Annotated in this window: 19 protein-coding genes; 14 read left to right on the top strand and 5 right to left on the bottom strand. The window is 40.0% G+C overall.

The window, feature by feature from the left end; all coding sequences use genetic code 11:
- Positions 1-53: 53 nt before the first annotated feature.
- The 3 genes from MJO53_RS00860 to MJO53_RS00850 all read left to right on the top strand — a co-directional run bounded on the left by MJO53_RS00860 (position 54) and on the right by MJO53_RS00850 (position 4,092).
- Positions 54-287, top strand: a complete 234-nt coding sequence (locus MJO53_RS00860; RefSeq protein WP_252080065.1) for a hypothetical protein — start codon at positions 54-56, stop codon at positions 285-287.
- Between the two features lie 149 nt (positions 288-436).
- A complete protein-coding gene (locus tag MJO53_RS00855) occupies positions 437-3,340 on the top strand; it encodes a sensor histidine kinase (RefSeq protein WP_252080064.1) in 2,904 nt (967 codons plus the stop codon).
- The gene (locus MJO53_RS00850; RefSeq protein ID WP_252080063.1) at positions 3,340-4,092 is read left to right on the top strand and encodes a LytR/AlgR family response regulator transcription factor; all 753 of its coding nucleotides are present in this window, start codon (positions 3,340-3,342) and stop codon (positions 4,090-4,092) included. The genes MJO53_RS00855 and MJO53_RS00850 overlap by 1 nt, the downstream gene beginning before the upstream one ends.
- 52 nt (positions 4,093-4,144) lie before the next feature.
- On the opposite strand, the gene MJO53_RS00845 is transcribed toward MJO53_RS00850, so the two are convergent.
- Complete coding sequence (locus MJO53_RS00845; RefSeq protein ID WP_252080062.1) at positions 4,145-5,323, bottom strand: hypothetical protein; 1,179 nt, start codon at positions 5,321-5,323, stop codon at positions 4,145-4,147.
- 207 nt (positions 5,324-5,530) lie between these two features.
- Here MJO53_RS00845 and MJO53_RS00840 point away from each other — a divergent pair, with 207 nt between their 5' ends.
- Positions 5,531-7,192, top strand: a complete 1,662-nt coding sequence (locus tag MJO53_RS00840; RefSeq protein ID WP_252080061.1) for a cadherin repeat domain-containing protein — start codon at positions 5,531-5,533, stop codon at positions 7,190-7,192.
- 65 nt (positions 7,193-7,257) lie between these two features.
- Here MJO53_RS00840 and MJO53_RS00835 read toward each other — a convergent pair whose 3' ends face one another.
- The 4 genes from MJO53_RS00835 to MJO53_RS00820 form a co-directional block, all read right to left on the bottom strand.
- Positions 7,258-9,147: a monovalent cation:proton antiporter-2 (CPA2) family protein gene (locus MJO53_RS00835; protein ID WP_252080060.1), complete on the bottom strand. Its 1,890-nt coding sequence runs from the start codon at positions 9,145-9,147 to the stop codon at positions 7,258-7,260.
- Entirely contained in the window at positions 9,144-9,749 is a 606-nt protein-coding gene (locus MJO53_RS00830; RefSeq protein WP_252080059.1) for an NAD(P)H-dependent oxidoreductase, read from the bottom strand. Before MJO53_RS00830 ends, MJO53_RS00835 begins: the two co-directional genes overlap by 4 nt.
- A 106-nt stretch (positions 9,750-9,855) precedes the next feature.
- Entirely contained in the window at positions 9,856-10,272 is a 417-nt protein-coding gene (locus tag MJO53_RS00825) for a response regulator (RefSeq protein WP_224836524.1), read from the bottom strand.
- A gap of 1 nt (position 10,273) precedes the next feature.
- Positions 10,274-12,082, bottom strand: a complete 1,809-nt coding sequence (locus MJO53_RS00820; RefSeq protein WP_252080058.1) for an ATP-binding protein — start codon at positions 12,080-12,082, stop codon at positions 10,274-10,276.
- 325 nt (positions 12,083-12,407) lie between these two features.
- Here MJO53_RS00820 and MJO53_RS00815 point away from each other — a divergent pair, with 325 nt between their 5' ends.
- The 10 genes from MJO53_RS00815 (at position 12,408) to MJO53_RS00770 (ending at position 22,400) form a co-directional block, all read left to right on the top strand.
- A complete protein-coding gene (locus tag MJO53_RS00815) occupies positions 12,408-12,809 on the top strand; it encodes a response regulator (protein ID WP_224836526.1) in 402 nt (133 codons plus the stop codon).
- Positions 12,810-12,885: 76 nt separating this feature from the next.
- Positions 12,886-13,434: a heme NO-binding domain-containing protein gene (locus MJO53_RS00810; RefSeq protein WP_224836527.1), complete on the top strand. Its 549-nt coding sequence runs from the start codon at positions 12,886-12,888 to the stop codon at positions 13,432-13,434.
- Positions 13,421-15,469 carry a PAS domain-containing sensor histidine kinase gene (locus MJO53_RS00805; RefSeq protein WP_252080057.1) on the top strand — a complete coding sequence of 683 codons (2,049 nt, stop codon included), beginning with the start codon at positions 13,421-13,423 and terminating at the stop codon, positions 15,467-15,469. Before MJO53_RS00810 ends, MJO53_RS00805 begins: the two co-directional genes overlap by 14 nt.
- A complete protein-coding gene (locus MJO53_RS00800; protein ID WP_224836529.1) occupies positions 15,438-16,568 on the top strand; it encodes an FIST signal transduction protein in 1,131 nt (376 codons plus the stop codon). Before MJO53_RS00805 ends, MJO53_RS00800 begins: the two co-directional genes overlap by 32 nt.
- Positions 16,568-17,635, top strand: coding sequence for a sensor histidine kinase (locus MJO53_RS00795; RefSeq protein ID WP_252080056.1), 1,068 nt, complete (start codon positions 16,568-16,570; stop codon positions 17,633-17,635). The genes MJO53_RS00800 and MJO53_RS00795 overlap by 1 nt, the downstream gene beginning before the upstream one ends.
- Positions 17,632-17,952, top strand: a complete 321-nt coding sequence (locus tag MJO53_RS00790; protein ID WP_224836531.1) for an Hpt domain-containing protein — start codon at positions 17,632-17,634, stop codon at positions 17,950-17,952. The genes MJO53_RS00795 and MJO53_RS00790 overlap by 4 nt, the downstream gene beginning before the upstream one ends.
- Before the next feature lies 1 nt (position 17,953).
- Positions 17,954-18,667, top strand: coding sequence for a LytR/AlgR family response regulator transcription factor (locus MJO53_RS00785; protein WP_252080055.1), 714 nt, complete (start codon positions 17,954-17,956; stop codon positions 18,665-18,667).
- A 396-nt stretch (positions 18,668-19,063) separates the two neighbouring features.
- Complete coding sequence (locus MJO53_RS00780) at positions 19,064-21,577, top strand: DUF4114 domain-containing protein (RefSeq protein WP_252080054.1); 2,514 nt, start codon at positions 19,064-19,066, stop codon at positions 21,575-21,577.
- A 329-nt stretch (positions 21,578-21,906) separates the two neighbouring features.
- Positions 21,907-22,170, top strand: a complete 264-nt coding sequence (locus MJO53_RS00775; RefSeq protein ID WP_252080053.1) for a hypothetical protein — start codon at positions 21,907-21,909, stop codon at positions 22,168-22,170.
- Positions 22,171-22,250: 80 nt separating this feature from the next.
- On the top strand, positions 22,251-22,400 hold the full coding sequence (locus MJO53_RS00770; protein WP_252080052.1) for a hypothetical protein: 150 nt from the start codon (positions 22,251-22,253) through the stop codon (positions 22,398-22,400).

Here is a 22,400-nt window from a genome sequence, read left to right as displayed (position 1 = left end):
TTTTATAATGATGGTTTAAATATTTAAATGAAACCTAAGAATATATATGTACTATGAAAACAAAAAATATCTACACTATTTTGTTTATGGCTATCTTAATTTTGGGCGGTTGTTATACAAATGATGATGAATTGCTGGTAGCCAAAGAAAATAGTTTTTCAAGCAAAGCTCCAGTAAATCAGTTGGAAACATTTTTGACTCCTCACTACAACCTTCTTCAAATAACCGATATAAATAAGAAAGATGAAGCTGATTTTTCAAATTTGATTATAGGCAGGGAGTTTTGACGTTTTGGTAAATTAACTTAATAACCTAACCTGTTCATTCGCAGTAAACAAACCCCTTTATATAAAATTCAAAGTTGCTCAGCAACAAACATTGGGTATTTAGCAAAAATCATAAAATATATTCCCTAAAACATAATATGTTTGCGGTAATGAGATATCTCCTCAAACGTATTGTGTTATTTCTGTTTTTTGTCCAAGGAAACTGCAGCTTTGCGCAAGAACCCGTTACCCTACATTTAACGGAAAAGGACGGTGTTCCATGTTTGGAATGTTATACAATTATCAAAGATGGGAGCAACCTGATTTGGCTTGCCGGAAACACAGGTTTGTTCAGTTACAACGGAGAAACTTTTACGGAACACTCCATTCCTGACCAAAAAGGGCGATCGGTTTTTAATCTTTCGGAAGATCAACAGGGCACCATATGGTGCAATAACCTGCATGGGCAAATTTTAAGGGCCCCCAAAGGTGAACAACTATCTCTTTTTATAGACCTCAATAGCCAATTAAAAGGAAATTTGGCCCAATTGCACCATGTGGACAAAAATCTCGTGGTTAGTTCTTCCCAAGGACTTTTAGTACTTGATAAATCGACCGGAAAAACCATTTTTAAATATAGTTTGGAAGTAATTCACTCTCAAGTAGTGGAGGGGGAGCTATACTTTATTGCACGAACAGGCGAAGTATATCAATTGGCGGATAATGAATTGGTACTATTGCATAAAACCAAATCTGAAAAAAGTATTAGGTACCCATACTTTTTAAAGATACATGGAGAATTGGCTATCAGTTCCATCGAAAACCAACAATTGCAGATTCAAATATTCGGACAAAGGGACCAGTTGCATAAATTTTCAGGGTTTACAGAGCTTGGCAAGGTACGAATCGCTCAGGTTACCTATTTGGAAAATGAAATATGGTTTGCTACCGATCATGGAGTATTGATCTATACCTACCAAAATGGTGATTATCATCTTAAAAATCACATTTTGGAGGAGTTTTTTGTAACCAGCGTTGCTAAGGACAATGATAGCAATTATTGGTTGACCACATTAAGGAATGGAGTTTTTCTTGTTCCGAACATAGCTTTGGCGAAGTTGAGTTTGGAATGGTTGGATGGCAGTATTTCGTCCGTGGTAAACACCAATGACCAATTGATTCTGTCCACGACCAAAGGTGAAATTGTTTTAATGGACCTAAATACCATGAAGGTGGTAGGTTCAATACGTTTGCCGGGCAAAAGTGTCATCAACAAAATCTTTTTTAATCCTTTTACCAATAGGGTAATAGTGAGTACCAACGGGGATGGCTCATATAGCTTAGATCTGGCAACAAAACGTTTGATTCCCCAAAATAGAAAGTACGATGTGAGCAAGGACCTTGTGTTTCTCAACGAACGGGAGTCCATATACTTGACCTACAATAAATCGGTTCTGTACAATAACGCGAAGAGTAAAGAAATCGACTCTATCGTGATTATGCAAAAACGGCCCTATGCCGCAGTTACAGATACTTTGACCAAGGAAACTTACATTGCGTATATAGATGAGCTCGTACACTACGATGGTCTCTGGAACCCTACTTCTATTTATTATAGAGATCAACCCATATATGTTTCCAATTTAGCGCGAACAGCGGATGGTACCGTTTGGGGTTCCAATCCAAAACATGGGCTGCTCGGAATCAAGAACAAAAAAGTGATCAAGACATTTAACATAAAAGATGGCTTGTTGGGCACCAATATTCAGAATTTGGAGAGCGATGGATATAAGTTATGGATCAACACCCAACATGGAATTCAAGTAGTGGATACCCAAACGGGAGATATAAAAAGCATAACAGGGCGCGATGGTATGCCCAATAGTCTGGTGGATGTAGAGATTACCAAAGATCGTGTTTTCGCTGCTTCTCAAAAAGACTTGTTCATATTCGATAAAAATGTACACACCAGCTTTAAGCAAGCTCGGGTGCCGGACATGTACTTTACCCAAATCAAAATAAATAATAGGGATACAACGGTGCAGAGTACATACAGATTGCCGCACCATCTTAATGCGATCAGCTTTGGGTTCCATACCAACACCTTTAGAAGTCCTGAATTTGTTTTGTACGAATATCAATTGCAGGGTCTGGATACCACTTGGCTTACCACAAATACATCACCTGTTACCTACGAAAGTCTTCCGCCTGGTAATTTTACATTTAATATTAGACCGGTTTCCTCAAGGTTAAAAGGAGAAACACTTTCTGTTGATGTATCCATAGCCCGACCGTTTTGGTCGACTTGGTGGTTTTTAGCAATTAGTTTTTTAGTGATCGTTATTTCCGTCGGTCTATACTTTAAACATAAAATACGAACCAAGGAAGAGGAAAAGCAAAAGGAGCTGGCAAGCTTGATCAAAGATAAACGATTGACCAACCTAAAGTTGGAAAACCTAAGATCGCAGATGAATCCGCATTTTATGTTCAATGCCTTAAATTCCATACAGCTGTACATCATCAATAACGAAAAAGACTTGGCCCGAACATATTTGGTCAAGTTTTCGAGATTGATACGGATCTATTTGGAGCATGGGCAAAAAAATGAGGTAACGCTTGCCGAAGAACTAGAAGCATTAAAACTTTATTTGCAATTGGAAAAAATCCGTTTTGAGGAAAAGTTGGATTATTCCATAAAGGTTGCACCCGAAGTAGATGTGAACGGGACAAAAATTCCGTCAATATTTATTCAACCCTATGTGGAGAACGCCATTAAACACGGATTGCGCAGGGCTGCCGAACAAAACAAGCTAAGTATCACCTTTGACCTTAATGATGCCCATACCGATCTGGTTTGTACCATAAAGGACAATGGAATAGGTATAAGAGCATCCGAAGAGCAAAAGAAAAGCCGCGAACACAAACCATTTGCGAACAGGGCCAACATGGAAAGGGTAGAACTGTACAATTTAAAAAGATCAAAAAAAATACAACTGGAAGTTATGGATTTAAAAGTATTGGGCCAGCAAGGTACTTTGGTGACCATTAACATTCCGCTACAAAAAAATGGATGATGAACGCTATAGTAATTGATGACGAAGAAAAGGCAAGAAACCTCCTGTCCCATTTAATTCGGGAGAATTGTCCACAGATTCAAAAATTGGATTTGGCAAAGGATTTGGAAGAGGGTGTGGCACTAATAAAAAAAGAACGGCCGCAACTGGTGTTTTTGGATATTGAGATGCCAAAAGCTTCAGGATTGGAACTATTGGAGCACTTTACAGAACCTGTGGATTTTCAGATAATATTCACCACGGCCTACAGTTCATATGCCGTGGATGCCTTTAAGCTGAACGCCATAGACTATCTTTTAAAACCGATCGATACCGATGAACTTAAAATTGCGGTTGAAAAAGCGGAAGCTTTGGCCAATAGTGAAGCAATACACTTGAAGATCGAACACTTACGGACATCCTTAAAGATGATCAGTCTTAACAAAATAGCCCTGGAAGTGCCCAAGGGCATCCTCTTTGTTTCGTACAACGATATTCTTTATTTTGAAGCAGATGGAATGTACACCACTGTGTATATGAACAAGGAGAACAATAAGACCATTTGCAAGCCGCTTAAATTTTTTGTGGAGCAATTGGCGGACAACAACTTATTTTTTAAATGCCACAGATCGTATTTGATCAACTTAAAATATGTAGAGGAACTAATCCGTGAGGACGGTGACTTTTTGCTTATGGAGAACAAGAAAAGAATCCCTATATCCAAAAGTAAAAAAGATGAGTTCATAAGTGTGGTGAAAGAAACATTTTGGTAATAAAAAAAGCGACCGTTAGTGGTCGCTTTTTTGTAATCGATAATTGTGGGTCCTAGCTCTTGTATTTTAAGGCTTCTTCTTTTTTTACATAGTAAATGCGCTGATCGTTCATAAGCATATAACTTTTTCCATAGCTGCTGCCATTGTATTTTTGACCTATAAAAAAGCCTTCTCGCTTGTAATTTCCTTCGGGTGTTTTCATTACGGTGATCAATTTAAGTTCTCTTCGCAAGGGAACACCGGTAAGGGCATGTGTAATTATGTTCCAGTCATTGGATTGTATATAGGCATAAACAGGCTGTTCTTTCCACTTGTAGTAAGCGGCTCTTTCCTTTATAAAACGAAGGCCGTCTGCCTCCAAGCTGGCATTTTTCATACCTCTGGCCGGTAGGGCGGGAGCATTGGCCAAACTTTGCTCTTCCAAATGCATTTGCAGCATATCAAAAACCTCAACACTACGTTTTTTTACGTATTCTGGGGTTTGCAGCAAATCCTGAAGATGCGCTAGGTCCCTTCCTATTAGCAAATACTGGTCGTTGCCGATCCATTCGTTGCCATATTTTTGCCCTTTGATCGGTACAACAGGGGGCGCAACTATAAGTACGTCTTTTTCAATAGCATAGGCACGCTTCATTTTCATGGCTTCGGGCCCTGCAAAATTTGCAAATTCGATGATAAAGGTACCTCGATCCACCAGCTCCTTATATTCTTCCAAGATTACAAAATGGTTCTTGGCCTCATCGGACAAGTGCATGGTACCATTGTAGGCCTTTGGATCATATTCCAAGTAAAAACCACCATAGGCAAACAGGGGGAATTCAGCAAAATGACTACCTACTTGGTCTAGCATTACACTAGATAAATAGTAGGTGCCGGATAGGCCTTTCTCGTCGGTATAATCTTTTTTATAAAGTGGCCAGGCCTTTACCTTGTTTCTGTTGTGCATAAACACATATGGCTCCGTAATCTCATAGAGGTTGACCATTTCTTCCTGTTCTTCGGTATGGGAAGCAGGTTCATCGGCATTGGTTGTTGCCGGTGTGTTTTGGTTGGACATACCGCTCACTGGTTTTGCGGGCGCAGCTGTTTTGGCTTCCTCCTCTTCCTTTCCGTCCAAAGTCTTGTTGAGTTCCTTTTTGGCAGCTTTCTTCAGCTTTTTCATAAACTGGGCCTCAGTGGATTGAACTCCGAACACCATCCCTGTAAGCAACAGCACATAAATTCTTTTCATTTTGTTGTAGGTTTATTTTCACCACAAAGTAGGGTTCAAAACAGTACTTATTTCTACGAAACTTTCTTAAACCACCATTTTTTCTTCTAAGCAATAATTCACGATATCATTCAGAAAAAAAATCCATCCATTCAAAAAAAATAACACTGATCGCCGATGGGGCCATTCTAGTTTTGGGCTTTAAACCTTAATTAAATCAAATTAAAAATGAAGCACACCAATCTTACATTTATCTACACGTTGGCAGTAGGATCATTATTTTTTTCTTGTTCCGATGATGCCGAGGATACCGATAACCCGATACCCGAGGCGACCATTGAAATTACTGCACAAGATGTTACCATAACCATGGATGAAGTAACCCAAATTGAAGACGGTGAATCTTTGGAACTTTCGTTGGCATCGTTGGCCGACTACATTACTGTGGAGGGCGCGGAAGGCGTTGAACCGGTATTCTCGATCAAATCGCAATCTGTTGATGGGGCCTTTGCCATTGAAGGGAACAACCTGATCCTAAACAATAAAACTATCTTGGATTTTGAAACCAACCCAGAATTTACCGCAGTTGTAACGGTGACGGTCGGGGATGAATCCAAGGATTTGAACGTAACCCTTACCTTAAACGATGTCCATGAGGCGACATGGAGCATTGGGCCAATTGAGGTCGGTATGTACGAAAACCCGGAAAACAACGAGCAATTATTGATCGTGGCCATATCAAACTATAATCCTGAGTTGGATGGGGAAGTCACGGTAACTTTAAGCGAACAAAGTCCAGCCAATGCTTTGCGCATGGATGGAAAGGCTTTACTGGTAAACGATGCCAGTCTTTTTGATTTTGAGACTAACCCTACCATTACGGCCAAGTTTACGGTTACAGATGCCAACGGGAGAACTCAAGAAAATGTGATCACCATTTCTTTGATAGATGTGGCAGAGACCAGTTGGACGGCAGAAAACACAGCCTTTACTATAGACGAACACCCCAATAGTGGTACAGTGATCGGCAATATTGCTCCCGCATCGACCGACTCCAACATTGTACTGAGCTATTCCATTTCACAAATTACACCAGATTTATTGGTGATAGATACTAACGGAGATGTAATTGTAAACCATGGTTATTTAATGGATTATGAAACAGGTGACAAGGCAGCTACGGTTACTATTACGGATAATCAGGGCAACTCACAAGACATTTTCATTGTTGTTCACCTAAACAATATACAAGAGCCGCAATGGGGCTTTAATGTTACTTCTCAAGGGAACATTACCGTGAACGAAAACCTGCCCAATGGAAATACTTTAGGTATTTTTTCGCAATACATCGTTGACTACAGGGAGGGCGTACATGGCACCTTAAGCTATTCGCTTGCCAATGAATCCGTGCCCAGGGCATTAGGTGTTACAGGGCAGGGATTTTTACAGGTTAATGATGCATCGGCATTTGATTATGAAACCAATCCAACAATCACTGCTACCTTAAAAGCTACGGATCAAAGGGGTACCACCAATAGTGTGCCCGTTACCATTACTTTAAACGATTTGGGAGAACTTACCTTAAATGATATATCCGTATTTGTTTCATCCAGCAGTAGTCCAGGTGATGTTGCGTTTACGCCGTCCGTGTTTTTGGATGGGGTTAGAATCGCCAATACTGATTTAGCAAGCGATTATGTTGTGACTTTTAGTGACTATAAGATAAACGGGCAAAATACGGCAAGTTCTATTTTGGAACTTAATAATTCCGGGCAAGTTACGTTGTTGAATGTTTTGGGATCCCAAGATAATTTTACGGCAATTATGACCGTTACCAGTGCACAGGACCAAAACATTACCGTTTCTGCCAATGTATTGGTTCGTTTTTAAGTTTTTCCATTGCACAAACAATACAAAAGCCCAAACCTTTATTAAAAAGTTTGGGCTTTTACTTGTTATTGCTCTTTATTGGTGCTGTAGGATATCCGCATTTGTTCGGTGTCCCAATGTCCGTCGTTGCCCATAATCCCTCTTTTGAGGTCGTCCTCCAAGACTTTTTCCTGTTGCGCCATGGATTCTCTGGCTTGGAAAATATAATCTTTATCGATTTTGGGCAATTGTGACTGGCGCTTTAGCAGTTCTACATCCATTTTGATGAAATTCTGGGCCTGCCTGTGCAAAGTATGTTTTCTAAAACCTAATTGACTTAGAACATCGCTGGCCATCTTTACCGAGGTATCCAAGGATTCACGATATATATTTTCTACCCCGAGGTTCAATAATTTAAAGGCATCGTAACGGTTTTTGGCCCTAACGATCAATTGTACATTTGGATGTTTGTGCTTTACAAGTTCTACCAGTTTTAACGTGGTATCCGGGTTGTCTATGGCACTTATCAACATATCGGCTTGTCCTATTCCGGCAGATTCCAATAGGTCGATGCGTGTTGCGTCTCCATAATAGACCTCAAACCCCATTCTTCTTAAAAAATCCACCCTGTTCGAATCGGAATCCAAAATAGTGGCCTCAACGCCGTGTGCTCTTAAAAACCTTCCAATGGTACTGCCAAAATGTCCAAAACCGACCAAAATGATCTTACTGTTTTTGGCGATATGGTCAATTGGTCGTTTCTCGGATTCCTTGGTGCCTACTTTTGGAAGGACCAAACGTTCGTTTACCATGCTTAAAATAGGGGTAAGGGTCATGGTCAATGCTGTAATAACCAGCATTATATCCATCATTTCTTTACTTAGAATATCCAATTGGAATGCAAACGAGAGCAAAACAAAGGCAAATTCACCAATTTGTGCAAGCCCAACGGTCAATAACAATCGTTGATCTAATTTTAACTTAAAGACTGCACCTACAATAAAAAGGACCAAGGCTTTTAAAACTATAATGGCCAATAAAAACCCGCCGACGGTTCCTGGGTTTTCTTGGATTACCATAAAGTTTATGGAAGCACCTACGGCCATAAAAAATAATCCCAATAACAAATCCTTAAAGGGTTCCAAAGTGCTTTCGAGTTCGTGTTTAAACTCACTGGTCGCCAAGACCACTCCGCCCAAAAAAGCGCCTAGTGCTGGGCTAAGACCTACAAATTCCATTAAAAAGGATATGCCCGTTACGATCAAAAGGGCAGAGGCGGTCAATAACTCCCTTACCCTTGCAGTGGCCACTTTACGCAAAAGGGGAACTATCAAATACCTGCCGGCAACAACGATCATTGCCACCGAAAGGATAATGGCGAGGGTCTGTAGTCCCAATGGCAAATTCTCCAATAAATTGGCACTGCCGGAATGAGTGTCCGTGGCAGCTCCGCTGGCATTGTTGGACAATAATGGAAGGGCACCCAACATAAAGATGACGATGATATCCTGAAAGAGTAGGATGGAAAAGGAGGATGTTCCGTAAGTGGTTTGGAACAGTCCCTTTTCTTTTAGGGTCTGCAAAGTAATGGCCGTGGATGATAGTGCAACGGCCATGGAAACGGTCAGGGCCACTTTCCATTCGTAACCTACCCAAGTAAAAAATAGATATGATAGCGCAGTGGTAGCCAAAACTTGTAATCCGCCCAAGCCCAAAATGGTCTTTCGCATCTTCCAAAAGTTTTTGGGTTCTATTTCCAGGCCGATCAAAAAAAGCATCATTACCACACCGAACTCGGCAAAATGAAGGATGTCGTCACCTTCTTCACCAACAAATCCCAAAAGAAATGGGCCAATAAGAACCCCGGCCAATAAATATCCCAAAACCGAACTTAGGCCAAGTCGCTTGGCGATAGGCACGCAAATAACCGCTCCGGCAAGAAACACAATGGCTTGAAAAAGTATACTTCCGGTCATAAGGAATTCAGATTTTTTGGTTTAGGGATGTTGTTTAGTAAGGAGCTGTCTTTTGTAGTCTTCAAAAGTGAATCGTTCAATAAAGACCTGACCAGATTGGCATATTGGTTGGCATATGTGTTTAAATCGCTTTCCGATAGGTAATGGGTTCCCATAACCGCGAACGGGGGCAAGTATTCCATGCTACAAAGTCTGGCGGTCTGTTCAAAAGGGCGTAAAAACTCATTGACCGTGTACATGTTGGATCCTTGAGCGCAATAGACTTCCTGAGTGCCTCCTGTGGTAATGGCATTCAGACATTTTTTGCCCTGCAGGGCGTTTCCTTTTGGACCATAGGCCCAATTGAACTCCAGTACGAGGTCTATCCATTGCTTGAGCAAGGGTGGGCAACTGTACCAATAAAACGGATGGTGCCAAATAATGATGTCGTGGTTATTCAAAATTTCTTTTTCCTTTTCCACATCGATCAGAAAATCTGGATAGTTTTCGTACAGATCGTTAAAGGTTACTCCTGGAATATCCTTGACTTGATCTACAAGGGCCTTGTTGGCCTTGGAGGCCTCGAACTTTGGGTGTGCGAATAATATCAATACTTTGGACATACCGCAAAAATAAGCCTAACCAACCAAAGATGAATATATTCTGGTTAATGGTCTGGTATTTTTAATATTTAAATATTATAAAATAAAAAGGGCGGTATTGTTTATGTTACTCCAAAGAGGTATTGAACACCTCGGTCAATATATCTTTTAATTTGTCTTCGTAAATGGGCTTTACAACATAGCCAGTAATCTCTTCAAACTCTTTGGCTTTTTTAATATCGTCTTCACTGTTGGAGGAAGTAACCATGAATATCTTTACTTTTTGGTCTTCCAGTTTTGGCTTTATTTTCTTGAATTCCGATAGAAAACCCCAACCATCCAAATAAGGCATATTGATATCCAAAAGGATAACTTCTGGCAAGTTGACGTTTTCACTTAAACATAAATGCACATATTCCAGCGCCTGTTCACCATCCGTAAAGCTATTTACGATCAGATCATCCGACAAGCTGTTCAATAGTTTTTTTGTGACGAACAAATAAATCTCGTCATCATCTACCAATAAAATACTCGACTTTTTCATATTAGCTAAATTTTATTTTAAACGTTGTACCAACACCTTCTTCACTCTCTATTTCGATTGTGGCGTTCATGGCCTCCAATTGTGATTTTACTATAAATAGGCCCATACCTTTGCCAGAAATATTGCGGTGGAACTTTTTATAGAGTTTAAATATGCTATCTCGATGGCGGTCCATATTTATACCGAGCCCGTTATCCCGAACATACAGAACCTTTTGGTTGTTCTCCCATGCTGTTTCTACAATAAAATGGGATTCGGCATTAGGTTTTCTGTATTTAATGGCATTGGACAACAAGTTCTGAAAAATACTCTTCATGTAAAACTTGGAGCATTTAAGAGAGTGCCAGGCGTCCAGTTTGTATACGGTCTTAAAGTTGCTGGCCTCGCGGTCCAAAAGGGTTTCAACAAAATCGTTTTCAACATCCTTGAGCAACAACAACAAGTTTACGTTCTCAATTTTAAGCTTTTTATTACTCAATATGGAAACATAAGTGTGTACATCTTCGGTAAGGGTTTTAATGCTCTCGGAAATGGATCTAAGTTTTGGAAAAAATTCGTCAAAAGATTTTTGATCTTTGGATTTACTTAATAAATCCACCACAATGGACATACTGCTCACCGGTGATTTAAGATTATGTGCCACCACGTAGTTGAACTCTTCCAATTGCTGGTTGCGCAACCACAATTTGTTGTTTACTTTTTTGAGCAATAAGTTGGTTGCCTCAAGTTGCACCTTGCCCTTGGCCAATGCATTGTTCTTTGTTTCCAGTTCGGAAACAAACATGCTTCGTTCTTCTTGTAAATGGGCATAGTATATCCCTACTAAAAAAATGACCACAAGGGTCAAAAAATTAAAAAGGATCAAATTTTTATTAATTATTTCCAACCTGGAATCTATATAGGCTTTTGGAATCTCTTGGATTATGGCCCAATCGTTGTCGGTAATAACATCGATTGTATTTATGTAACGGTTCATGCCAATATCTTTTTCAAAACCGATATTCACATTTCTAAAAACCCATAAACTACCTTTTTCGAGAAAGGAAGTGTCCTCCCTAAAAATAAGGTTCGTTAGTTGAAGCTTTTTATACTCCGTGGAATCGGGAATGATCTTCTCTACTATATGCGGCATGGTGTCCACCGATAGATTGGTTGTAACGATGTTTTGGTTCTTGTCTATTAAATAAAAGTTTTCGTTCACCAGCCCGGTCTTCATCATTTGTAACCTCTCGCTAAGATCAAAGTTGATCACGGCCAGTCCAATTTGTTCTTTATTAACATTAAATACAGGTGTTATCCCACGCAAAACCGGTTTATGGGGAAACTCAATAATCCCGTACTCTTTGTTAAGTTCTATGGGAGAAACGTAAACCTGTCCCTTTTTTAGCGATAAACCTTTTTGAAAGTATGACCGATCCACCTTGTTCTGGAGATCCATTTGTTTTACCATGGTCCGGGGAGCAACTTTCTCATAACGTAAAACCTCGTTCCCGTGTAGATCCAATACTCGAAATTGATCAAAGTTTTTTTGCAGTTGTACAGTTTTGATGTAATTGTTGATAAATGAGGTATCCAGCTGATGGTTCTTGGAAAATGAAACGGGGAAAGCATAATCGGACCAAAATTTAGTGGACTCGATGAGATAATTTACCTGATTGGTAAGATGATAGCTTTTTTTTATAATATCCCTTTGCTGTATCATCGCCAGATTATCTATCAAGCTTTGTTTTTGAAAATAGGACCAAACAAGCGAGAAAATCAACAAAGGGATGTACAGTGCCGCAATAACCTTCAAAATTCTACTCCACATAAAGAAAAGTTCCGATTTGATAAATTAAAACACTATTTGTAGGGGGATACATATATAAATCTACAAAATTATTCTGTATTACATATATTGATCGTTGTAATGCATTTGATAACAAAAATTAATCGACCAAGGACTTTCATCCCAATGTTTGCAGGGATTTCCGACCTATTCAAATTTGATGGAACACCAAAATTGGTGGGATTTCCAATTACATTCGTCGACACATATTTACCATTCGTCTACAGTAAATGAGTGTTTAATCGCTCTTGAAGATCAAATCTCAGGATGATTGACTTATTTTGATCATCACTTAAATTCCATAACAATGCACATCTTATTCATTGAGGACGACGCTATCGAAACCATGAAGTTTCAGCGAACCCTTTCCAAATTGGAAACCAAGCATACCTTGATCGAAGCTAAAAACGGTGAAGAAGCGTTGGAATATTTGGAGTCTGGCAAATCCTTGCCGGATATCATTTTACTGGATCTGAACATGCCCCGAATGAACGGAATCGAATTCTTGGGCATATTAAAAGAACATAAAAAAATAAAATACTTGCCCACAATAGTGCTTACCACATCCGAAAACCGGGACGATTTATTGGAATGTTACAAAATAGGTATTGCAGGGTATATTATAAAACCCCTCAAATACGAGGATTATGAAACCAAAATACGAAACGTTCTGGAGTACTGGAACATCAACGAACTGGTCAAAGCCTAGTTAAAAACGGCATTTCACAACAAAACTTACTCATTGGGTAAATGTTTTCCTACTTTTGAAACGAATAAGCCAGATTATGAAAGGAATAGTATTTACCGAATTTTTGGAAATGGTGGAGGACCAATTTGGGTTGGAGACCGTGGATGACATTATCGAAGCGGCCGACTTGCCCTCGGACGGCATTTATACCTCTGTTGGAACCTACGATTTTAACGAAATGGTGGCCCTTCTACAAAGTTTGAGCCAAAAGACCAATATGTCCATAGACGACCTATTGTATGCCTTTGGCCATTATTTGTTCGGAAGTTTGGGAAAGGCGCATCCCGAAGTAATAAAAAGTTATACCTCTCCCATCGGATTGCTTTATTCCATTGAAGATCATATTCATGTGCATGTTCAAAAACTCTATCCCGACGCCGAACTGCCCACTTTTAACATCTTGGATAAAACGGATACATCAATTTCCATGGTATATGTTTCCTCTAGGGGACTATATCGATTGGCTCACGGATTAATAGAAAAATGTTTTGAACATTTTAATACCACCTCCAAAGTTACCTACGAACTTTTAAAAGAGGACGGAACCGAAGTCAAATTTGATGTTGTACAGGATGGCCAAGGATGAGATAGCAATTTTAAAAAGGGCGTTGGAGCGCCAAAAAAAAGCAAGGGCACAGGCCGAGAGGATACTCGAGGAAAAATCCAAGGAACTTTACGATACCGCAGAGCATCTTAAAAGAGCCAATGCGCGGCTAGAGAATCTATTGGACGAAAAAACCGACGAGGTAGATGCCGGATTTTTGAGTATCATTGATTCTTACGTGGTTATGGACCTTGGATTCAACGTGGTCCGAAGCAACGAATCTGCAAAGGATTTTCTTCAGTTCGACAAAGACAGCCCTAAAATCAATCTATCCAGCTATGTACACCCCGATTTTGCGCAATATACAGCAGAATCCGTTCAAACTCTTTTGGATACGGGTGTGCTAAAAAATTATAGATCCAAGATCATACTCCCCAATGGCGAAGAGAAATTTGTACAGATAAATGCAAGTATAATCTACGACCGTAATCGAAATCCCATTGCCGCCCAAGGAATTTTGCGTGATATCACCCAAGAAAAAGATATTGAAAATCTACTGGCAAACCAACGGAAACAATTAAAGGAATCCGAGAACAGGCTGTCCACATTGATCAAGAATTTGGAAATGGCGGTACTCTTGGAGGACGAAAACCGAAATATAGCCCTCACCAATAAAAAATTCTGCGAAATGTTCAGTGTTCCTGCAAACCCTGAAGATATGACAGGAATGGATTGTGGTTGTGCTGCAGAAAAAACTAAAGATCTATTTAAAAACCCAGATCAATTTATGGCCAGGGTAACGGAGATCCTCGAAAATCGGGAGCCGGTACTTGCCGATGAACTGGAAATGGTGGATGGCCGTATTTTGGAACGCGATTACATTCCCGTAATTAGCGATGGTGTTTACAAAGGCCACCTATGGAGTTACAGGGATGTAACGTTGAACAGGACCTTTAAGCGGAACCTCCAAGCCGAAAAGGACAAGTACAGTGGAATAATTGCAAATATGAACCTAGGCCTGGTCGAAGTGGATACCGAAGATCGCATTCAAATGGTAAACCAGAGCTTTTGCGAAATGAGCGGATTTACCGAAGAGGAACTTACGGGCAAGCATGCCAGCGACGTACTTTCGGTACAAGATGAATCCATAATTGCAGAAAAGAACGCCAAACGGATTCAAAACCAATCCGATTCTTATGAAGTAGAGGTCATCAATAAATATAATGAGTTTCGCCATTGGTTGATCAGTGGCGCACCAAGATATGACGAAAAAGGCAAGGTAATAGGTTCTATCGGAATCCATTTGGATATAACCGAACAAAAAAATCTACAGCTGGAAAAAGAAAAGTTGTTGGATAAACTGGAGCAGAGCAATGAAAGCCTAAAAGAATATGCCTATGTAGTTTCCCACGACCTAAAATCGCCGCTAAGAAGTATCGAAGCCTTGGCCAGTTGGTTGAAAAATGATTATAGTGAAGCCTTGGGCGAAACCGGCAGGGAATATTTGGGCATGATCCAGGACAAGATAGAATCCATGGAAAACCTGATCAGTGGAATATTGGCCTATTCCACCGCAAATACTTCGGAATTGAACAATACACAAATAGACCTAAACGAGGTAATCTCTGGTATTGTGGACAGCATTTACATTCCAGAAAATGTTAAGGTAGTCGCCCCTGCACCCTTACCAAATATCATCGCAGATAGGACCAAAATGCATCAATTGTTCCAAAACATTATTTCAAATGCGGTCGTCCATATCGATAAAAAAGTAGGAAAGGTAGAAGTACTGTTTCAAGAAGAATCCGATCATTGGAAATTCCGCATCAAGGATAACGGAGTGGGTATCCCGAAAAAATATCACAAGAAAATATTCGATATTTTTCAGTCCGCCTCAACCGATAAAAAATCAACAGGAATAGGTCTATCCATAGTTAAAAAAATCATCGACAGATATAACGGTTCCGTTTGGGTAGAAAGCGAAGAAGGAATCGGCACCGATTTCCATTTTACCATAGAAAAGCAAACCCTTAAAACCGAACGCCATGAAGATCTTACAAGCGAAAAAACAATCTAATACCAATTTTGAGTTTATCTCGGAAAAAACCGAGCTGAAAGAACCTTTGGTTCTCATTTTTGGTAATAGGTATTTATTGCAAGAGGAAAAACTGTACCAAGAAGTAAGAAACTTGTTTCCCGATGGACATTTGGTGTTTGGGTCAACCTCGGGAGAGATTTTGGGGGAGAAAGTATTGGACGGAACAGTAACATTGACCGCAGTTGAGTTCGAAAAAAGCCATTTTTTGGTAAAAAGCAAGAATGTGGCCGAATTTGATCAGGATGATGCCGATCTGGGCAAAGTTCTGGCATCAGAATTCCCCACCGAAAACTTAAAACATGTGTTTGTGGTTTCGGAAGGAAGCACTGTAAACGGTAGCGAACTTATCGCAGGACTGGAACATGTAGGTAAGGGTAATTTTGGTCTTTCCGGAGGACTCTGTGGGGATGATGACCGCTTTGAGGTCACCCTGTCATCCTATAATGAGCATCCTAAACAAGGAGAGGTTGTGGCTATTGGGTTCTATGGTGATACTTTGGAAATCAGTTGTGCCAACTTTGGCGGATGGACCCCCTTTGGACCAGAACGATTGATTACAAAATCGCGAAAGAACATTTTGTTCGAGCTCGATGGCAAGCCAGCTTTGGATTTGTATAAAAAATATTTGGGCGATAAGGCGAGCGAACTTCCCAAGTCGGCACTTCTGTACCCACTTAGCGTACAGACCAATGATGAAGAACCTATTGTACGTACCATTTTGAATATAGATGAAGAACATAATGCCATGATATTGGCCGGGGACGTACCCGAAGGTTCCAAAGTACAATTAATGATGGCCACGGTGGACGATATCGCCAATGGGGCAAGGTCCGCGGCCAAACTCGCTGTGGAAGAACGTGAAAACGAATCCCAACTGGCCATATTGATCAGCTGTGTGGGACGAAAACTGGTAATGGATCAACGAACCGAGGAAGAAATCGAGGAAGTAACCCAGGTTATTGGCGAGAATGTGGCGGTATCCGGCTTTTATTCTTATGGGGAAATGGCACCATTTGCAGGTCAGAATACCTGTAAATTACATAACCAAACCATGACTTTGACTTTATTCAGCGAGTAATGCACAGCCTTTTAAAAAGACAGCTTAAAAAGTACCTGCCCGAAACTTACTCGGACAATCGTGATTTGGATCAGCTTTTGGACGCCATTGCCAACTCTTACGAAAATTACGACGAAAAGCTGAGGATGCTACAAAGGGCCACAGCACTAAGTTCGGATGAGTTGTACGATGCCAATAGAGAACTGGAAAAGGAAGCTGCCCGACAGAAACAGGTATTGAACTCGCTTGAAAGCGCACTTTCCGCCCTGCAGGCAAACTTTAAACAACAAGAAGTTCCAAAAAACATTGTGGACAGTGATTTTGATGCAGAAAAATTGGCCCGACAAATCGGGGAATTGGCTCAGCGAGCATCAGAAATGACTACCGAGAAAGATAGACTGCTCAAGAATTTGGCAAGTCAGAATGAATCATTAAACAGTTATGCCCATGTGGTATCCCATGATCTAAAATCACCCATTAGGAACATTAGCGCTCTGATAACCTGGATAGAGGAAGACGAAAAAGATACCCTGTCCGATCAGAGCAAACAAAATCTATCCTTGGCACTTGGGAACTTGGAGAAAATGGACAAGCTCATCACCGGTATACTAAAACATGCCACATTACAGGATAAGAACGCTTCCAACGATATTTTTGAATTGGGCGAAGTGCTTGCCGGTATTCAACAAAGTATTTTTGTACCCAAAAATGTACACTTTAAGGTTCCTGGGCAGCTGCCCCAGCTGTATTACGATCGCTACAAGATCGAACAGCTTTTCATGAATTTAATGACCAACGCCGTTAAGGCTACCGAAGGAAAGAAACAAGGAACTATCCGGGTCGATTTTAAGGACGAAGGCGACCATTGGTATTTTGCCATTGCGGACAATGGAAAGGGAATACCGGAAAAGCATCAATCGGATATTTTTGATATGTTCCATAAATTGGAGGACGATGCCATGGCAACCGGCATTGGTTTGGCTCTGGTAAAAAAGATAGTATCCCTTTATGAAGGGAATATTTGGGTGGACAGTATTGAGAATATGGGAACTACATTTCATTTTACCCTAAAAAAACAAAACCTATGAGAGAAATCCCAAATCTAGAGTACGTGGACAACCTTGCCGAAGGAGATATGGTCTTTCGTCAAAAATTTATCGGTATATTAAAGGAGGAATTTCCAACAGAACAAGAGGAATACCTGGATACCATAAAAAATGCACTTTTTCGCGAAGCTTCCGAGCATGTGCACAAGATAAAGCATAAATTAAACGTTCTAGGTTTACACAATGCTTACACTTTGGCCGTAAAGCACGAGAAGGAACTGCGAGATGGCGAACAATCGTTTAAAGATGAATTCTTGTCGATTTTAAAAGATGTGGAGCACTACCTAAAAACTATTTAAAATGAATTGTATAATAATTGATGACGAAGCAGCAGCAAGGGCAATTGTGTCACAATTATGCTCAAAGGTTCCTGAAATTAATGTTATGGAAGAGTTTGATAATGCCATCGAGGCCATCAAATTCTTGAACCAATTTAAAGTGGACCTGGTTTTTTTGGACATCCACATGCCGGGCTTCACGGGAATTGATTTTATCCAGACCCTAAAAAACCCTCCAAAAATTGTGATGACCACCTCGGATACCGAATTTGCCATTGCATCTTACGAGTACGAGGCCATTGTGGATTACTTGGTAAAACCCATTACCCAAGAGCGTTTTCAAAAATGTATTCAAAAAGTAAAAAATAGTTCAAGCGCTCCATCTTCAACTGCATCGACTGCGAACGAGCAAGAAAATGGCTTGGGCGAAGATCTATATATTAATATAGACCGGAGACTCATAAAACTGAAATTCGCGGAGATCCTGTTGATCGAGGCCAAAGGGGACTACATCAATATTAAAACAGAGTCAAAGGATTATTTGGTGCACACCACCTTAAAAAAAATACTGGAAAAACTGCCAGAGGACAAGTTCTTGCAAATCCATAGATCCTATGTGATCAACTTTAATAAAATTGTGGATATTGAGGACAATAGCGTACTTATTGAAAAAAGTGTGATTCCCATAAGTAGGTCTAACCGACCGGAATTAATGCGTAGGTTGAACCTGTTGTAGGCAATTATCCACACTTTTTTTAAACCTACCTACAGTTTTTTGGTTTTCAGCGCTCCACAAGTAATTACCGACTTAATGTAATATAGCTTTGTAGGAGTACAAACCAAATCTTCATAATTATGAAAAATCGATTAGTATTTACACATATTCGTAAAGCATTAATATCATTACAGTTTGGAGTATTGTATGCTGTTGTAGCTGGTACAGTCCATTATTTTGGATTGATTTAGTAAGAGCAATCGATCGGATAAACTATAAAACGCCCATTTGGGTGTTTTTTTTTGCTTGTCCCTTACTGGTAACCATCCGTCTACAGAAAGTTTTCATTCACCGAGGGAGCCATGTCTAAAGGCTTGGAAATCATCAATTTTGTATCATATTCTTAAACCTACGATCATGAAGCAATTTATACTTCTTTTGGCAACATTGTTAACCTTTGGATGGGCAACTGCCCAACAATATGGTTATAAGTATTTGGGAGATTATACATCAGATGGAACCCCCCTTTATTTTGATGGAAAGGATAATGTTTCCCAAGAAACCTTGGATATGATCAGCAATGCCCTTCCCGAAGGATTTCCAGTGCCCAACTATAATCCGCAGTATATAACTTCCGGGTACGATACCGATATTATTTTGGATAAAGATGCCGATGTATGGGTAACCTTTGTGGGAGAGGGTGCAGGATATAAAAACGTTCTTGGCTTTTATACTTATGATGTAGATCAACCTCAATTGACTGCTCCCAAAGAAGAAGATATTACCATTATTTTTCCAAATGTCTCCGCAAAATATAGTGGTGGAAGCTTGGAAACTGGACATAAGGTAAAAATTGGAAGATTTAGTGCCGGTACGGGCATTGGTTGGGTATTGTTGGCCAATGGTTGGAAAGGGCAGGTAACTCCAGGACTATGGCAGTTGTTCTCTAATCCCGACTATAATCCAGAAGCTCTTGAATTTCTCAGACATCACAATGTATTGTTGAACGATCCAGATAACGAGCGAATTATTTTGGGTTTTGAGGACATTAGACGGGATTATGCAAGTTGTGACAACGATTTTAACGATGCTCTTTTTTACATCACAGCCAATCCGTATGAGGCCATAAAAACCACCAATTATAATAAAATTACGGACCACGCACCTGTTACCTCCGGAAATGATGGCGGATTGGAAAGTAATGGAGACTTGGCCAGCTTGATCGCAAAAAGAAATTTTGACCGAAACAAGGCCAATACTTTTAAGAACAAGCGTGCCTTGCAAAACAAGTACGACAAGAAGACCTACAAGTCCCTAATGGCGAAATCAGGTAATCTGGATGGTTATTTTCCCAGCACTGGAATGTTTGGCACAGAGACTTCTTATGTTTCAAGCCCTGAGGATCTTTTGGCCATAACCAATGCAGATGAAGTATTCGGAATCGATTATTACCAAGGAACTGATAGGGTTTCTGCCGCTCTGGCACTGAACACCAAAGGTGAGGTGTACAACCATACAAAAACAATCTGTGATCGTCTTAACAATTCCAAACTGAAGGATTTAAGGATCATCGAGCTACAAGGACATAAATTGATCTATTCCGAGTTGGAACGAGCTAATGGCAATGTGGAGTATGCTGTGGTATTTTCGGTGAAAGAGGACGGAGCGGATCGCACAGTTTACAGCCGTTGGAACTTGGCCGAATACCCTGCCGGGGATTATATGAACTTTCAAGTCTGGGGAAATAGTATGGGGCAGGTGAGCACCGTCGTAAACGAGATTCTTACCAATTTGAGCCAGGAATCAACATTGAAATCCAATGAAGGGGATAATGTATTGCCTACTGTATTCATTCAGAATGGATATTACAAAAACGGAAAATTGCACCTGAATATCATCAACAAAAGTAAAGCTACTTGGTTATTGTTAGATGGAAATTATAAGACCACCGAACAGGAAAACCTTCAAAATTTAAATACCATCATCGACTTAAACGGTGAATGGGAACAGGAGATTACATTAGAGTCTGGACACTTGTTTGATATGGGACTGTCCATTATAGCCGAAAACTCTTATCAACACGATGCAATTTACTTGGCTGATGGCCCATGGGGTGTGGATTACAATACACAAGCTGATAGTGTTGAAGTTTTTGAAGTGGTTGAACACCAAGAATGGGATTTAGATGGACATATTGTGGAAAGGGGAGTAGTGGCCAAGGGAGAAGTTAAGGAGACCATTAACGTATTCCGTAATATCTTGGCCGGTGACTTACAATTGCCAATCGATGATTACCAGTATCTGCACTTCAACATCAAAAACCAGACTCCCGTAGAGATAAGTTTGGTTACCGATGCCACGAGCGAGTGGAGCGAGCGTCTTCGCTATAGCTTGGATGCCAATGCCGAAAAAACGCAATACAGTTTATCGTTTTCAGACTTTGTAAACCACGAAGGAAAAAATATGGACTTTGGACAACTGCGAACCATTGTAATTTCTGTGCAGGGAGACTATCAAAATTATACATCGTTTGAACTGGAAGTGGATCAAATGGCCTTAACGGTTGATGGAGAAATTCAGCAAGAATCTGAAACTGAACAAGAAGACCCTACCACTGACGAAACCAATAGTTTGGATCTTGGCGACGATCTGATCAGCATTTTGGATCCAAATACTGAGCTGGAGCTTAAAAATTACCCGAACCCTTTTGTGGAATACACGGATATATCGTTACCGGAAAAAACCAGTAAAGTAAATGTACATGTCGTGAATTTAAGTGGACAGGTACTTTATGCAGATACCCACGCTCCAACAGGAAACGAGAATACCATACGCTTGGAGCTGGGTCATCTGCCAAAGGGAATATACTTGTATCAAGTTGGAGATGTTACCAATAGCAAGCGGTACAGCGGAAAAATTATACGACAATAAATGCGGTTAAATAGGTTGTTGTTTTTTTGATGAAGGCTCCCCTTTTTAAGGGGAGTTTTTTATTGATTAATTCTTCAAATTGATTAAAAAATCATCTCTAAGGCTTGTTTTAAACAACACCGATTTTCCTTCTGAAGTGATATGATTTTGGTTTGTTTTGGTTTTGAAACTGATTGTTATGACGGAAAATGGTGAATTGAATGTGGAAGCAATAATGATAAAGGAGAATGTTTTTCCCAGTATGAAGCGTAATTAAAAAATAGAGCTTTAAAAACTGATAATTCATTCAGAAACTATTTTTAATAAACTTAGATACAACTCTAACAATTATGCAGAACCAAGAAGAAGTAGATGACTTCTTTTATAGATCAGAACAGATTATTGCGCAATTTCAAAAGGTAGAGGCCTTTGAAAGAATTACTTCTGAAATTGATAGATGCCACGCGAAGTATTTAAATGAATACATTCTTGTCCTCAACCAACTTCAGTATCATAAGGTATTGGAATGGATTGAAAACAATGCCTGCCGGGTAAAAAATGTAAGCCAAAATTGGGGACATCTTGCAGCTAGCTCAAATTTTGATTGGAAATAGGTTGACCATTGAGTCTTATTTCTTTGGATGCCTTGATTTATTGTACAACTGAAGGGGATAGATTGAATCAATCCTTATGGATGAGGGAGAACCAACTCAAATTGAAAGAGGATGTTGAATTGAACAGTATTGCCATGCAATTAGATGAATTTTTAAAGACGGACAATGTGCCTAGGACGAGAAAGGCTGTCAAACGAATTATCAAAAACCTATTTGGAATAGAAGACTAA

This window comes from Flagellimonas marinaquae, assembly GCF_023716465.1.
GTDB classification, from domain to species: domain Bacteria; phylum Bacteroidota; class Bacteroidia; order Flavobacteriales; family Flavobacteriaceae; genus Flagellimonas; species Flagellimonas alginolytica.
Note: the sequence above shows the minus strand (reverse complement) of the source record. Positions and strands in the feature narration are given on the sequence as shown.

Bases quoted from the DNA above. Each gene is read 5' to 3' on its own strand.
- MJO53_RS00785 (WP_252080055.1), top strand. From the start codon at position 17,954: ATGAATTGTATAATAATTGATGACGAAGCAGCAGCAAGGGCAATTGTG.
- MJO53_RS00860 (WP_252080065.1), top strand. From the start codon at position 54: ATGAAAACAAAAAATATCTACACTATTTTGTTTATGGCTATCTTAATT.
- MJO53_RS00855 (WP_252080064.1), top strand. From the start codon at position 437: ATGAGATATCTCCTCAAACGTATTGTGTTATTTCTGTTTTTTGTCCAA.
- MJO53_RS00835 (WP_252080060.1), bottom strand. From the start codon at position 9,147: ATGACCGGAAGTATACTTTTTCAAGCCATTGTGTTTCTTGCCGGAGCG.
- MJO53_RS00825 (WP_224836524.1), bottom strand. From the start codon at position 10,272: ATGAAAAAGTCGAGTATTTTATTGGTAGATGATGACGAGATTTATTTG.
- MJO53_RS00815 (WP_224836526.1), top strand. From the start codon at position 12,408: ATGCACATCTTATTCATTGAGGACGACGCTATCGAAACCATGAAGTTT.
- MJO53_RS00820 (WP_252080058.1), bottom strand. From the start codon at position 12,082: ATGTGGAGTAGAATTTTGAAGGTTATTGCGGCACTGTACATCCCTTTG.
- MJO53_RS00810 (WP_224836527.1), top strand. From the start codon at position 12,886: ATGAAAGGAATAGTATTTACCGAATTTTTGGAAATGGTGGAGGACCAA.
- MJO53_RS00790 (WP_224836531.1), top strand. From the start codon at position 17,632: ATGAGAGAAATCCCAAATCTAGAGTACGTGGACAACCTTGCCGAAGGA.
- MJO53_RS00795 (WP_252080056.1), top strand. From the start codon at position 16,568: ATGCACAGCCTTTTAAAAAGACAGCTTAAAAAGTACCTGCCCGAAACT.
- MJO53_RS00800 (WP_224836529.1), top strand. From the start codon at position 15,438: ATGAAGATCTTACAAGCGAAAAAACAATCTAATACCAATTTTGAGTTT.
- MJO53_RS00845 (WP_252080062.1), bottom strand. From the start codon at position 5,323: ATGAAAAGAATTTATGTGCTGTTGCTTACAGGGATGGTGTTCGGAGTT.
- MJO53_RS00850 (WP_252080063.1), top strand. From the start codon at position 3,340: ATGAACGCTATAGTAATTGATGACGAAGAAAAGGCAAGAAACCTCCTG.
- MJO53_RS00805 (WP_252080057.1), top strand. From the start codon at position 13,421: ATGGCCAAGGATGAGATAGCAATTTTAAAAAGGGCGTTGGAGCGCCAA.
- MJO53_RS00770 (WP_252080052.1), top strand. From the start codon at position 22,251: ATGAGGGAGAACCAACTCAAATTGAAAGAGGATGTTGAATTGAACAGT.
- MJO53_RS00840 (WP_252080061.1), top strand. From the start codon at position 5,531: ATGAAGCACACCAATCTTACATTTATCTACACGTTGGCAGTAGGATCA.
- MJO53_RS00780 (WP_252080054.1), top strand. From the start codon at position 19,064: ATGAAGCAATTTATACTTCTTTTGGCAACATTGTTAACCTTTGGATGG.
- MJO53_RS00775 (WP_252080053.1), top strand. From the start codon at position 21,907: ATGCAGAACCAAGAAGAAGTAGATGACTTCTTTTATAGATCAGAACAG.
- MJO53_RS00830 (WP_252080059.1), bottom strand. From the start codon at position 9,749: ATGTCCAAAGTATTGATATTATTCGCACACCCAAAGTTCGAGGCCTCC.